At 60.7% G+C, this 14,080-nt stretch carries 11 protein-coding genes, 1 pseudogene and 1 riboswitch; of the genes and pseudogenes, 8 read left to right on the top strand and 4 right to left on the bottom strand.

The annotated features are described in order from the left end of the window. Positions 1-270 precede the first annotated feature (270 nt). Positions 271-490, top strand: a riboswitch (cobalamin riboswitch). Between the two features lie 122 nt (positions 491-612). The 4 genes from AC1RMX_RS15030 (at position 613) to cobM (ending at position 2,771) form a co-directional block, all read left to right on the top strand. Beyond that, the gene (locus AC1RMX_RS15030) at positions 613-810 is read left to right on the top strand and encodes a CbtB domain-containing protein (protein WP_016983301.1); all 198 of its coding nucleotides are present in this window, start codon (positions 613-615) and stop codon (positions 808-810) included. Between the two features lie 11 nt (positions 811-821). Then, positions 822-1,523, top strand: coding sequence for a CbtA family protein (locus AC1RMX_RS15025; RefSeq protein WP_192558150.1), 702 nt, complete (start codon positions 822-824; stop codon positions 1,521-1,523). Beyond that, positions 1,520-1,933 carry a cobalamin biosynthesis protein gene (locus tag AC1RMX_RS15020; protein ID WP_085730754.1) on the top strand — a complete coding sequence of 138 codons (414 nt, stop codon included), beginning with the start codon at positions 1,520-1,522 and terminating at the stop codon, positions 1,931-1,933. The genes AC1RMX_RS15025 and AC1RMX_RS15020 overlap by 4 nt, the downstream gene beginning before the upstream one ends. A gap of 91 nt (positions 1,934-2,024) precedes the next feature. Beyond that, positions 2,025-2,771 (top strand): precorrin-4 C(11)-methyltransferase, encoded by a 747-nt coding sequence (gene cobM / locus AC1RMX_RS15015; protein WP_493072468.1) that lies wholly within the window; start codon positions 2,025-2,027, stop codon positions 2,769-2,771. A gap of 47 nt (positions 2,772-2,818) precedes the next feature. Here the strand turns inward: cobM and nfuA are convergent, their stop codons facing one another. From nfuA to AC1RMX_RS15000, 3 genes and pseudogenes are all read right to left on the bottom strand, one after another. Next, entirely contained in the window at positions 2,819-3,403 is a 585-nt protein-coding gene (gene nfuA, locus AC1RMX_RS15010) for a Fe-S biogenesis protein NfuA (protein ID WP_003225494.1), read from the bottom strand. A 58-nt stretch (positions 3,404-3,461) separates the two neighbouring features. Then, positions 3,462-3,690 (bottom strand): annotated as a pseudogene (locus AC1RMX_RS15005) (acyltransferase family protein); the annotation flags it as partial. Between the two features lie 140 nt (positions 3,691-3,830). After that, positions 3,831-6,125 carry a fatty acid cis/trans isomerase gene (locus tag AC1RMX_RS15000; RefSeq protein WP_096819959.1) on the bottom strand — a complete coding sequence of 765 codons (2,295 nt, stop codon included), beginning with the start codon at positions 6,123-6,125 and terminating at the stop codon, positions 3,831-3,833. Positions 6,126-6,283: 158 nt separating this feature from the next. On the opposite strand from AC1RMX_RS15000, the gene metH reads away from it, so the two are divergent. Together metH and AC1RMX_RS14990 are read left to right on the top strand one after the other, a co-directional pair. Next, positions 6,284-9,994 (top strand): methionine synthase, encoded by a 3,711-nt coding sequence (gene metH / locus AC1RMX_RS14995; RefSeq protein WP_096819960.1) that lies wholly within the window; start codon positions 6,284-6,286, stop codon positions 9,992-9,994. Between the two features lie 116 nt (positions 9,995-10,110). Continuing rightward, entirely contained in the window at positions 10,111-10,329 is a 219-nt protein-coding gene (locus AC1RMX_RS14990) for a DUF2970 domain-containing protein (RefSeq protein ID WP_096819961.1), read from the top strand. Positions 10,330-10,335: 6 nt separating this feature from the next. On the opposite strand, the gene AC1RMX_RS14985 is transcribed toward AC1RMX_RS14990, so the two are convergent. Continuing rightward, on the bottom strand, positions 10,336-11,409 hold the full coding sequence (locus AC1RMX_RS14985) for an ABC transporter substrate-binding protein (RefSeq protein ID WP_096819962.1): 1,074 nt from the start codon (positions 11,407-11,409) through the stop codon (positions 10,336-10,338). Between the two features lie 525 nt (positions 11,410-11,934). Here AC1RMX_RS14985 and AC1RMX_RS14980 point away from each other — a divergent pair. Then, a complete protein-coding gene (locus tag AC1RMX_RS14980) occupies positions 11,935-13,593 on the top strand; it encodes a nitrite/sulfite reductase (RefSeq protein WP_096819963.1) in 1,659 nt (552 codons plus the stop codon). Then, positions 13,577-14,071 carry a DUF934 domain-containing protein gene (locus AC1RMX_RS14975; RefSeq protein ID WP_096819964.1) on the top strand — a complete coding sequence of 165 codons (495 nt, stop codon included), beginning with the start codon at positions 13,577-13,579 and terminating at the stop codon, positions 14,069-14,071. Before AC1RMX_RS14980 ends, AC1RMX_RS14975 begins: the two co-directional genes overlap by 17 nt. Positions 14,072-14,080 lie beyond the last annotated feature (9 nt).

The raw sequence follows: 14,080 nt of genomic DNA, 5'->3' as shown, positions 1-14,080 counted from the left end.
CCAAACACATCGAGAGGAGGTGCAGCGAAGCAAACCGTAGGCGATGCCCCCGGATCAATCCCGGAGCGAAGGAACCCCGAGCCTCAGCGAGGGGCCGAACGTCAGGGTAAAGCCTTTTTGGTTACTTTTTTCTGGGCCGGCACTCCGGGCGTTTGGAAAAAGTGACCCGCCGTAAGGTCGGAACCCTAAGTGGCCATAACCGCAGCAACGGATATGCCCACAAAAACGGATATGCCCACAAAATTGACTAAATTCCCCAACCCATGGTCTCCTACACAACTTGTTACGGGTGCCCTGCAAAGGGTGAAACGGGAAACCGGTGAATCATGTGCTTTACTCTAAAGCCATGTCAGTCCGGTGCTGCCCCCGCAACGGTAAGCGAGAGAGCGTCAGATCCACTGTGCCCAAGGGCATGGGAAGGTGACGCTAACAGGTCGGCAGACAGCCACCCCTCGTGAGCCCGGAGACCGGCCCGCAACACACAGTACGCATCTTGCGTCACTGAACATAACAAACCCGCGGTGGGCGGGCGCTGTTCGAACCTCTGCGTGCCCGACTCGCAGGGGTTTTCATGCGCACCGTTCACCCGCTGACACTCCAGAGGGAAGCGCCATGTCGATCATCAGCAGCACCGGCAGCAACACGGACAAAATCTCCAGCACCACCACCCTGAGCCAACGCCTGACCGCTGCGATCTTCGCGTCGATCCTGGGTGCCAGCCTGGTCTATTTCGCCGGTTTCTCGCACATCGAAGCGGTTCACAACGCCGCTCACGATACCCGCCACAGCGCCGCGTTCCCGTGCCACTGAGACCCGACGACATGATCAAGCGTATTGCGCAGACCGCAGGTTTCACCGGCCTTCTGGCCGCCCTGCTCCTGACGTTGCTGCAAAGCTTCTGGGTGTCGCCGCTGATTCTTCAGGCAGAGACTTTCGAGAAAGCCGAGCCGGTTGCCGCCGTTCACGAACACGCCGCTGGCACCGCCGCCCACACCCACGACGCCGAAGCCTGGGAGCCGGAAGACGGCTGGCAGCGCGTGGTGTCCACTACCGGCGGCAATCTGGTCGTGGCCGTGGGTTTCGCCCTGATGCTGGCCGGTCTTTACACGCTGCGTGCGCCGACCAAGACCTCGCAAGGCCTGCTCTGGGGTCTGGCCGGTTATGCGACTTTCGTACTCGCACCGACACTGGGCCTGCCGCCTGAGCTGCCGGGCACCGCCGCTGCAGACCTGGCGTCGCGCCAGATGTGGTGGATCGGCACCGCCGCGTCGACCGCTGTCGGCCTGGCATTGATCGCGTTCGGTGGCAACTGGTTGCTGAAGATCCTCGGCGTGGCGATTCTCGCTGTGCCACACGTGATCGGCGCCCCGCAACCGGAAGTGCACTCGATGCTCGCGCCGGAAGCACTGGAAGCTCAGTTCAAAATCGCTTCGCAGCTGACCAATGTGGCGTTCTGGCTGGCCTTGGGCCTGATCAGCGCCTGGTTGTTCCGCCGCAAAAGCGATGGTCAATACCACGCATGACCGATGACAGCGCAGCGCCGACTCTGGTGGTCGGCCTGGGCTGCCAGCGCGGCTGCCCGGCCAGTACGCTGCGCGCCTTGCTCGACCAGGCCCTGCAGGCGCATCGCATCGAACTCGAAGCGGTCAAGGCCCTGGCCAGTATCGACCTGAAACGCGACGAACCCGGCCTGCAGGAACTGGCGGCACAACTGGCGCTGCCGCTGCTGTATTTCAGCAGCGAAGAACTGGCCAGTTATCAGCAACGCCTGAGTCACCATTCGCAGATCGCTTTCGAACGCACCGGTTGCTACGGCGTGGCGGAAAGCGCCGCACTGGCGCTTGCCGAACAACTGATCCAGGCCCCGGCAAAACTGCTGATTTCCAGACAAAAATACGCCCAGGCAACCCTGGCATTGGCCGGCGCGGCGTAAATTCCCGATAATCCCCGCTTTCGATCATGAGCATTCTTCATCTGAACTGCTCTTGAAGCCTCGACCTGCCCTACTTTCACAGGATCCAACGATGACCGTTTACTTCATCGGCGCCGGCCCCGGCGACCCGGAATTGATCACTGTCAAAGGTCAGCGACTGATTCGCAGCTGCCCGGTGATCATCTATGCAGGTTCGCTGGTGCCGGCGGCGGTGCTGGACGGTCATTCGGCTGAAACCGTGGTCAACAGCGCCGAACTGCATCTGGAACAGATCATCGATCTGATCAAGACCGCCCATGCCAAGGGCCAGGACGTGGCGCGGGTGCATTCGGGCGATCCGAGCCTGTATGGCGCCATCGGCGAGCAGATCCGTTATCTGCACGAGCTGGACATCCCGTTCGAGATTGTCCCCGGCGTAACCGCCACTGCTGCCTGTGCGGCGTTGTTGGGTGCCGAACTCACTTTGCCGGACATCTCGCAAAGCGTGATCCTGACCCGTTACGCGGACAAGACCGCGATGCCCGCCGGGGAAGAACTGGGTAACCTCGCGCAGCACGGGGCGACCATGGCGATTCATTTGGGGGTCAATCATCTGGAGAAGATCCTCGTCGAGTTGTTGCCGCACTATGGTGCGGACTGCCCGATCGCGGTGATCCACCGGGCGACGTGGCCGGATCAGGACTGGGTGGTCGGGACGCTGGAGGATATTGCCGCGAAGGTGGCCGCCAAGGGGTTTCGGCGTACGGCACTGATTCTGGTCGGGCGGGTGTTGGGCAGCGATCATTTCAGTGAATCGTCGCTGTATCGCGCGGGGCATGCGCATTTGTATCGACCATAAAAAAACGGCGCTCACGGGGCGCCGTTTTTTATGCCGCAGCGAACGCCTTAGTAGTAGGCGTTTTCTTTCTGCGTGTGGTCGGTCACGTCGCGAACGCCCTTGAGCTCCGGAATGCGCTCGAGCAAGGTGCGCTCGATGCCTTCCTTCAGGGTGACGTCCGCCTGGCCGCAGCCCTGGCAACCGCCGCCGAACTGCAGCACGGCAATGCCGTCTTCAACCACATCGATCAGGCTGACCTGACCGCCGTGGCTGGCCAGCCCCGGGTTGATTTCGGTTTGCAGGTAATAGTTGATGCGCTCGTTGACCGGGCTGTCGGCGTTGACCATCGGTACTTTGGCGTTCGGTGCCTTGATGGTCAGCTGGCCGCCCATGCGGTCGGTGGCGTAGTCGACGACAGCATCGTCGAGGAACGCTTCGCTGAACGAGTCGATGTAGGCGGTGAAGCTTTTCAGCCCCAGCGCTGTGTCTTCAGGTTTCTCTTCGCCCGGCTTGCAATAGGCAATGCAGGTTTCGGCGTACTGGGTGCCAGGCTGGGTGATGAAGACGCGGATGCCAATACCCGGGGTGTTCTGCTTGGAAAGCAGATCGGCCAGGTAATCATGGGCGGCGTCGGTAATGGTAATAGCGGTCATGGAAACTCCTCGCAGGCTTGAGGCGGAGTTTACGCCAATCGGCGCGCGGCACAAAGTCCTAGTATTTACGTAGGAATAGTTCGCAAATCGGCCAAGCGCCAGGTTCGCCGTCAATCCGCGCTTTAAGCCACGGATAGCTGCGTTTTTCTACCCATTCGCAGCTCAGCCATGAAGCGTCTCCGATGGCCAGCGCACAGACAAATAACATCAAATACGGGTTGATCCCATAGCGTCGGGCCAGATAAGCGCCTGCCCGACAGCACCAGCACGTGCATCAGATACACCGAGTCGAAGAAAATCTGCATGAAGTGATGGCAGACCACCGCCCACGCGGCGAGCGCTCGCAGGGCCTGCACTGAAATCAACATCGATGGCGCTCCCGATCCCGTGCTACACAGGATTGGGACTGCTGCCATCGATCAAACGATCAAAGATTCTCGTACCGGTTCATGTCCAGCACGCCCTCTTCCACCGGGTCGGTTTCATGGATGTACTGGCTCAGGTCATGGAAATAGAACCAGAACTGCGGATGGCTGCGGCGAATACCCCAACGTTCGACGATCTTCTCGAACTGCGGCGCATCCTTCGCGCTTTCCATGGCATCGACAAACGCCGGCACCTGATCCGCCGGGATGTTGAACATGAAGTTCGGGTAGCTGCTCAGCACGCCCGGATAAATGGTCAGGGTGTCGAGGCCCGGTTGATAGCGCAGTGACTCACCGAGCAGGAACGCCACGTTGCTGTGGGCGCGGTTGCGCAGCAGGCTGTAGACCTCGCGTTTGCCGCTGGCCGTTTCGATGCGCAGCATGGTCGCTTCCGGCAACTGATCGATCACTTTCAGCCCCGCCGCAGGACGCGCCGTCAGACGGCTCAGCGCCTGTTCGGCGTTTTGCAGCGCCGGGTCGATGTTCGGCCGCGAACAGTAGGCATCCACGCAGCGATTGATCGGATCGGGCCGTGCGTTGAGGTCGCCATAACGGGCGAGCAACTGCATGGCGAAGACATGTTTCGGGTCTTTTCCGTCGAGTTTCAGCGCCGTTGGCTTGTCGTCGTCGATGGACTCATAGTCCAGCCACATTTTGAATTGGCCGCTGCTCTGATACCAATCGTCGAGGTAGTCCTCGCGGGAATCGGCCGGCATCAGACGCAGGAAATTCTGTTCGGCGCCATTGCGGATCAGGTCGAAGTACAGTCGGGTCTGCGCCTGATGGGAGACGTTGCCGAATACATCGAAGTTGACCGCCAACTGGTAATAGGTGCGCTCCAGCAGCGGATAGTCGAACAGCCACATGGTCTGCGGCACTTCGCCGATCAGGCCTTTGGTCACCGACGCGCTGTCGAAGTGGCGGAAGATGCTCAACAGCGCATTGTCGTTGCCCGCCCACAGGGTCGACCAGCTCGGCGCCGGTTGGTCGGCGTAGCTGTCACGGCGCAAGGCTTCGTACTTGTTTCGCTTGTTGCGATAGTCGTGCCACAGGCTCAGGACGCTGCCGACATCGTCGTTCTGCCCCGGCATGGCCAGCAACGGCGTGGCCTGGCCGCGATAGTTCGGATCGGTGATATACAGGTCATGTTCCGGCGCCTGGAACAGCGCCCAGAAATTATCGCGGATCACGTCAGTTGCGATCTGGCCACGGCATACCGGGCCGCGAATGAACGTGCGCACGAAGTATTCGGCGTTATCGAGCATGAACTGATAACGCGCCTGCGCCGGAATCGCTTCGAAGGTCGCAAACGGGTTGGCCCGGCTCTGCGGCCCGTAACCCGGCAATGCATGAACCTGCCAGTTGCCGTTGTAGAACAGGCTTTTGACCCGCGCCATCTTCGCCGCACTCAGCGGATAAGTGATGTGGGTCTTGTGCACGATCACGCCCTGCACCGGCCACAGGCGGTAATACACCTGGGTGCCCGGATCATCGTTCGGGCGACGGGTGGCAATCAGGTCGATCGGCTGGCCGGTCGGCGTGCGCGAACGCACCCACTGGAAGAAATGCCCCGGCTCGCCGTCCTTGAAGTAGATGTGCGCCAGGAACCAGTGCTCATACAGCCAGCGCCCGACCAGACTCTCCCGCGCGCCAGGCTGGTTGAGCAGGTTTTCCCACTGCACGATCTGCAGCGCTTCCTTGGCGCTCGGCGCCAGGCCCTGCTCATCGATCGGCGCGCCGGACGCCAGCCAGCGCTGCAACGTCTGATATTGCTGGTTGGTCAGGCCGGTGACCGCCAGCGGCATGCCCTCTTTCGGGTGGGCGCCGGCATAGCCGTCGAACTCGGCCGGCATCGCGCACATGTTTTCCCGTTGCAGGCCGAGGACGATGTCCTCCGGCAATTTGGCGTTGGGTGTCAGTGGCGTTTTGTGCCCCAATTCCAGCATGCGCGCCATCAGTGCCGCCTGACTGCCCTGGGCGTCGAGTACCGAATAGAAGTCTTTCTGCTGCCAGGCACGTTTGCCAAAAGCGTCGTAGAACAGCCGCGTGGTCGGCGCTGCCTGAGTGCGTTCGCCGTCGTAGACCGGCATCTTGCTCGCGCCACGGGCCGCGCCTTCACCGCTGCCCAGGTTCAACTGGCAGGCGGAGTCGTAGCACGCATGGCAGGCCACGCACTTCTCGGTGAAGATCGGCTGGATGTCGCGGGTGTAAGAAATGGCAGGCGAGATCGCAGGACTTTGCGCCGCCGCGCCAAAGCTCAAAAACAGCAACACCATGCTGACGACGCGGTACGACATATCCCTGATCCTGATCCTGAATAAAAACGCCGCGATTCTACCGTTATGACGCCTGTGCCAACATGAGCGATATTCATGCAAAAGTGCCGCATGCTCTAAATCCGCACAGGTTTGTTATGATCCCGCTCCTTCGTCATGGTCTTTTTCGAGTAGTCCCAATGTCCGATCGCAGCGTCCGCCTTCAAGCTCTCAAGCAAGCCCTCAAAGAGCGCATCCTGATACTCGATGGCGGTATGGGCACGATGATCCAGAGCTACAAGCTCGAAGAGCAGGATTATCGCGGCAAGCGTTTCGCCGACTGGCCGAGCGACGTCAAGGGCAACAACGACCTGCTGGTCATTACCCGTCCCGACGTGATCGGCGGCATCGAGAAAGCCTACCTGGATGCCGGCGCCGACATCCTGGAAACCAACACCTTCAACGCCACCCGCATTTCCATGGCCGATTACGGCATGGAAGAGCTGGCCTACGAACTCAACGTAGAAGGCGCACGACTGGCGCGCAAGGTCGCCGACGCCAAGACCGCCGAGAACCCGGACAAGCCGCGCTTCGTCGCCGGCGTGCTCGGCCCGACCAGCCGCACCTGCTCGCTGTCGCCGGACGTCAACAACCCGGGCTATCGCAACGTCACCTTCGATGAGCTGGTGGAAAACTACACCGAAGCCACCAAAGGCCTGATCGAGGGCGGCGCCGACCTGATTTTGATCGAAACCATCTTCGACACCCTCAACGCCAAAGCGGCGATCTTCGCCGTGCAAGGCGTGTTCGAAGAGTTGCACATCGAACTGCCGATCATGATTTCCGGCACCATCACCGACGCCTCCGGCCGCACCCTGTCGGGCCAGACCACCGAAGCCTTCTGGAACTCCGTGGCCCACGCCAAGCCGATTTCGGTCGGTCTGAACTGCGCACTCGGCGCCCGTGAACTGCGTCCGTACCTGGAGGAGCTGTCGGACAAGGCCAGCACCCACGTTTCGGCGCACCCGAACGCCGGCCTGCCGAACGAATTCGGCGAGTACGACGAGTTGCCGGTGGACACCGCCAAAGTCATCGAAGAATTCGCCCAGAGCGGTTTCCTCAACATCGTCGGTGGTTGCTGCGGCACCACCCCGGGGCACATCGAAGCCATCGCCAAAGCCGTTGCCGGCTACGCGCCACGGCAGATTCCGGACATTCCCAAGGCCTGCCGCCTGTCGGGTCTGGAGCCGTTCACCATCGATCGCAGCTCGCTGTTCGTCAACGTCGGCGAGCGGACCAACATCACCGGTTCCGCAAAATTCGCCCGTCTGATCCGTGAAGACAACTACACCGAAGCCCTGGAAGTCGCCCTGCAGCAGGTCGAGGCCGGCGCCCAGGTGATCGACATCAACATGGACGAAGGGATGCTCGATTCGAAGAAGGCCATGGTGACCTTCCTCAATCTGATTGCCGGCGAGCCGGACATCTCCCGCGTACCGATCATGATCGACTCCTCGAAATGGGACGTGATCGAAGCGGGCCTGAAGTGCATTCAGGGCAAGGGCATCGTCAACTCGATCAGCATGAAAGAAGGCGTCGAGCAGTTCATCCACCACGCCAAACTGTGCAAACGCTACGGCGCTGCCGTGGTGGTGATGGCGTTCGACGAAGCCGGCCAGGCCGACACCGAGGCGCGCAAGAAAGAAATCTGCAAACGCTCCTACGACATTTTGGTCAACGAAGTCGGCTTCCCGCCGGAAGACATCATCTTCGACCCGAACATCTTCGCCGTGGCCACCGGTATCGAAGAACACAACAACTACGCTGTGGACTTCATCAACGCCTGTGCCTACATCCGTGACGAACTGCCGTACGCACTGACTTCCGGCGGCGTGTCCAACGTATCGTTCTCGTTCCGTGGCAACAACCCGGTGCGCGAGGCGATCCACTCGGTGTTCCTGCTGTACGCGATCCGCGCGGGCCTGACCATGGGTATTGTCAACGCCGGTCAGCTGGAAATCTACGACCAGATCCCGCAGGAACTGCGCGACGCCGTTGAAGACGTGATCCTCAACCGCACGCCGGAAGGCACCGACGCCCTCCTCGCCATCGCCGACAAGTACAAGGGTGACGGCAGCGTCAAGGAAGCCGAGACCGAAGAATGGCGCAGCTGGGACGTCAACAAGCGTCTGGAACATGCACTGGTCAAGGGCATCACCACCCACATCGTCGAAGACACCGAAGAGTCCCGTCAGTCCTTCGCCCGTCCGATCGAAGTGATCGAAGGCCCGCTGATGTCCGGCATGAACATCGTCGGCGACCTGTTCGGCGCCGGCAAAATGTTCCTGCCGCAGGTGGTTAAGTCCGCCCGCGTGATGAAGCAGGCCGTGGCCCACCTGATCCCGTTCATCGAACTGGAAAAAGGCGACAAGCCGGAAGCCAAGGGCAAGATCCTCATGGCCACCGTAAAAGGTGACGTGCATGACATCGGCAAGAACATTGTCGGCGTGGTACTGGGTTGCAACGGCTACGACATCGTCGACCTCGGCGTGATGGTACCAGCCGAGAAGATCCTGCAAGTGGCCAAGGAACAGAAGTGCGACATCATCGGCCTGTCCGGCCTGATCACCCCGTCGCTGGATGAAATGGTCCACGTGGCCCGCGAGATGCAGCGCCAGGACTTCCACCTGCCGCTGATGATCGGCGGCGCGACCACCTCCAAGGCGCACACGGCGGTGAAAATCGAGCCGAAGTACAGCAACGATGCGGTGGTCTACGTCACCGACGCCTCCCGCGCCGTGGGCGTGGCGACGCAGTTGTTATCCAAGGAGCTGAAGGCCGGTTTCGTCGAGAAGACCCGCGAAGAGTACGTCGAAGTCCGCGAGCGCACCGCCAACCGCAGCGCCCGTACCGAACGCCTGAGCTACGCCGCATCGATCGCGAAAAAACCGCAGTTCGACTGGGCCACTTACACCCCGGTCAAACCGACGTTCACCGGCAGCCGTGTGCTGGACAACATCGACCTCAACGTCCTGGCCGAGTACATCGACTGGACGCCGTTCTTCATCTCCTGGGACCTGGCCGGCAAGTTCCCGCGCATCCTCGAAGACGAAGTGGTCGGTGAGGCCGCAACCTCGCTGTACAAGGACGCCCGCGAAATGCTGACCAAGCTGATCGACGAGAAGCTGATCAGCGCCCGTGCGGTGTTCGGCTTCTGGCCAGCCAATCAGGTGCATGACGACGATATCGAGCTGTACGGCGATGACGGCAAGCCGATGGCGCGCCTGCATCACCTGCGCCAGCAGATCATCAAGACCGACGGCAAGCCGAACTTCTCGCTCGCCGACTTCGTCGCGCCGAAGGACAGCGAAGTGACTGACTACGTCGGTGGTTTCATCACCACCGCCGGGATCGGCGCCGAAGAAGTGGCCAAGGCCTATCAGGACGCTGGCGACGACTACAACTCGATCATGGTCAAGGCATTGGCGGACCGTCTGGCCGAAGCCTGTGCCGAATGGCTGCACCAGCAGGTACGTAAAGAGCACTGGGGTTACGCCAAGGATGAAGTTCTCGACAACGAAGCACTGATCAAAGAGCAGTATTCCGGCATCCGCCCTGCCCCGGGCTACCCGGCGTGCCCGGATCACACCGAGAAGGCCACGCTGTTCGCCCTGCTCGACCCTGAGGCCCAGGAAATGCGCGCCGGCCGCAGCGGTGTGTTCCTCACCGAGCACTACGCGATGTTCCCGGCAGCGGCGGTCAGCGGCTGGTATTTCGCGCATCCGCAGGCGCAGTACTTCGCCGTGGGCAAGGTCGACAAGGATCAGGTGCAGAGCTACACCTCGCGCAAAGGCCAGGAACTGAGCCTGACCGAGCGTTGGCTGGCGCCGAACCTGGGTTACGACAACTGATCCAGCTTCACGCGACACGCGACACCCTGTGGGAGCCTATTGGCTCCCACAGGTATTTCTGCACCCCGGAAAGGGTTGGCTATGCTTGTCTGACACACACGGCAGACGAGGGATTTATGGACGATCCAGTCGACAACAAGCCACCGACCTTCTGGCAGATGCTGCAAAGCGTCATGGCGGCGGCGTTCGGGGTGCAGAGCGGCAAGAACCGGGCAAGGGACTTCACCCATGGAAAGCCCAGCCACTTCATCTTCCTGGGCATTGCGTTCACGGCGGTGTTCGCCCTGACGCTGTTTGGCATCGTGCAACTGGTGGTGCATCTGGCAGGCGCGTGACCGGCGTCAGTGCATCAGGGTTTGCAGGTTGAACGGATAGCGATACGAAACCGGACGGCCCTTCGCCGAGAGCTTGCGAAAATGCACGCCGTAGTCCGGCGCAGTGCCCATGGCCAGCATTCGGCGGGCATGATCTCTGTCGATCAGTTGCAACAATGGAATCTGCCGGTCACGACCGCCGTACTGATTCAGATCGACGCCTTGCGCGTGATCATGCAGTTCGACAAGCGCCCAGCCACCGAGAGTGAAATGCCCGCCGAGCAACGCGCTCAGGCGACCGTCAACCATGGCCTGCAAAGCTTCGGGCGAGGTATTGACCGCGCTGAACAACACGTCCTTGCCCGGCACTTTGCCGGCCTCTGAAACGGCGCGCATCGCGCCGAAGGCCATTTCATCGTTGGCCGCCCACACCAAAGACACTTTTGGATATCGGACCAACAATTGCTTCGCCTGCTCGTAGGCACGTTGTTGCGTCCAGCCGCCGTAGACCAGTTGCCGCAAACGTACCTGAGGATGCTCGGCCAGCGCCCGCTGCATGCCCTTTTCGCGCAGTTGCGCCGAGGGCGTGATCTTCAGGCCGGAAAACGCCAGCAGATCGATGTTTTCACCGGGGGCCACGGGTGGATGCAGGCGAATCAGCTCCTTCATCATCAGGTAACCACCCTCCTCATCGTTGGGCACCAGGCTACCGATACGATCCGCGCGCTCTGCCACCAGCGCCTGCTGGTTGGGCGTCAGTGCCGAATTGACGATAAAGAGCTTCACGCCACTGTCATTGGCCATGCGCAGAATCTGCGGCGCGACGTACTGTTCATTGACGAACACCAGATAATCCGGGCGATCAGGCCCCTGCAACGCCAGTCGCGCCTGCGCCAGGGTCAGTTCGGGCTGGCGCTGGGCATAGAGGATGTGCAGGTCGATTCCAAGATCCCGAGCGGCGGCCTGCATGAATTGCGAGTAACTGACCCAGAACGCTTCCTGGGTCGAGCCCGGATTCAGAAACAGCACGGACTCCGCCCGCGCACTGGTCCCGAAGGCCATGCCCAGCAAAAGCAGACTGATGTGGAGAAACTTGAACATGAAGCATCCGGGCCCGGGGAAAAATGGCCGCGCATTATAGCCATTCAATCGCCGGCCATTAGCGCCTGATCCCGCTTTTTGTCCGACAATCGTCGGAAGCGGGCCCGGAGGGGTCGTTTTACTGATGACTGACCCAGAACACCGCTGTTCCAACGACCAGAATGATCAGGAACAGAATGGCCCACGCATCGACACTGCTATCGCTTTTCCTTGCCTTGGTTGGGTTGCTCATTGCATCGCCTCTTGTCGGTTTTATCGGTGATTGCAGAAAGACTCGACCACAGTTAAGACGATGATTGTCCGCACGACAAATGTGGGTTAGTTAACAGTGATTCTCGTTAGTCGTTTTGGTTCTTTCCATATACTCAAACATCACTTTTGCGCATAACTGCAAACGGGTATATTGCCCCGGCTCCATTAGGGAGTGCGCGGCCGTGCGCGCGTAATTGCAGAGGCACCATCGGACTCCAGCAAGCGAAAACGCAGCGTTTTCCGAGTAGCCCAAAGCCTGAGAACAGGACTTATATGTACGTATACGACGAGTACGATCAGCGGATCATCGAGGACCGCGTCAAGCAGTTCCGTGATCAGACCCGACGCTATCTGGCAGGTGAGCTGAGCGAAGAAGAATTCCGCCCCCTGCGCCTGCAGAATGGCCTGTACATCCAGCGTTTCGCGCCGATGTTGCGGGTGGCGGTGCCTTACGGCCAACTGACCTCGCGTCAGATGCGCATGATGGCGAAGATTGCCCGTGACTACGACAAGGGCTACGCCCACATCAGTACCCGCCAGAACGTACAGTTCAACTGGCCGGCACTCGAAGACATCCCGGACATCCTCGCCGAACTGGCCACCGTGCAGATGCACGCGATCCAGACCAGCGGCAACTGCCTGCGCAACGTCACCACCGACCAGTTCGCCGGTGTTGCGTTCGACGAGTTGATCGATCCGCGTCCGTGGTGCGAAATCGTTCGTCAGTGGACCACGTTCCACCCGGAATTCGCCTACCTGCCACGTAAATTCAAGATCGCCGTCAACGGTTCGACCTCCGACCGCGCGGCCATCGAAGTCCACGACATCGGCCTTGAGCCGGTCCACAACGCCGCTGGCGAACTCGGTTTCCGCGTGCTGGTCGGCGGCGGTCTGGGTCGTACTCCGGTGGTGGGTGCCTTCATCAACGAGTTCTTGCCGTGGCAGGATCTGTTGAGCTACCTCGACGCGATCCTGCGGGTCTACAACCGCTACGGCCGTCGCGACAACAAATACAAGGCGCGGATCAAGATCCTCGTCAAAGCGCTGACTCCAGAAGTCTTCGCCCAAAAAGTCGATGCCGAGATGGAACACCTGCGCGGCGGCCAGACAACGCTGACCGAAGCCGAACTGCATCGCGTCGCCAAACACTTCGTCGACCCGGACTACAAGGCGCTGAGCAATCAAGACGCCGAACTGGCCGCCCTCGACAAGGAACACCCGGGTTTCGCCCGCTGGCGCACCCGCAATACCCTGGCACACAAGAAGCCGGGCTATGTAGCCGTAACGCTGTCCCTGAAGCCGACCGGCGTTGCACCGGGCGACATCACCGACAAGCAGCTCGACGCCGTCGCCGACCTGGCCGACCGCTACAGCTTCGGTCAACTGCGCACCTCCCACGAGCAGAACATCATTCTGGCCGACGTCGAGCAGAGCCAGTTGTTCACCCTGTGGGGCGAACTGCGTGAAGGTGGTTTCGCTACGCCGAACATCGGCCTGCTGACCGACATCATCTGCTGCCCTGGCGGTGATTTCTGCTCCCTGGCCAACGCCAAGTCGATCCCGATCGCCGAATCGATCCAGCGCCGTTTCGACGACCTGGACTACCTGTTCGACATCGGTGAGCTGGACCTGAACATCTCCGGCTGCATGAACGCCTGCGGTCACCACCACGTCGGCCACATCGGCATCCTCGGGGTGGACAAGAAAGGTGAGGAGTTCTATCAGGTCTCCCTCGGCGGCAGCGCCAGCCGTGACGCCAGCCTGGGCAAGATCCTCGGCCCGTCCTTCGCCCAGGACGACATGCCGGATGTGATCTCCAAGCTGATCGACGTGTACGTGGAACAACGTACCGAAGACGAGCGCTTCATCGACACCTACCAGCGTATTGGCATCGACCTCTTCAAGGAACGCGTCTATGCAGCGAATCATTAAGAACAACGAGGTCGTCGACGAAACCTGGCACCTGCTGCCCAAGGATTTCAACATTGACGAGATCAGCAACTGCGACGACCTGATCGTCCCGCTGCAACTGTGGCGTGAACACAGCCGCATGCTCAAGGCCCGCGATGGCGGTCTGGGTGTCTGGCTGGACGCCGACGAAGAAGCCGAGGAAATCGGTGACGACGTGAATGAGTTCCAGGTAATTGCCTTGAACTTCCCGGCGTTCACCGATGGCCGCAACTACTCCAACGCCCGTCTGCTGCGTGACCGCTACGGTTTCAAAGGCGAACTGCGGGCGATTGGCGACGTGCTGCGCGACCAACTGTTCTACATGCGCCGTTGCGGTTTCGATGCCTTCGCCTTGCGCGCGGACAAAGACCCGTACGACGCCCTGGAAAGCCTCAAGGACTTCTCGGTGACCTATCAGGCCGCCACTGACGAACCGCTGCCACTGTTCCGTCGCCGCTGACCGTGTACT

It is taken from the genome of Pseudomonas sp. GW822-FHT03F04, from assembly GCF_058801405.1.
The sequence above is the reverse complement of the archived record's forward strand: the minus strand, read 5'-3'. Positions and strand labels throughout refer to the sequence as shown.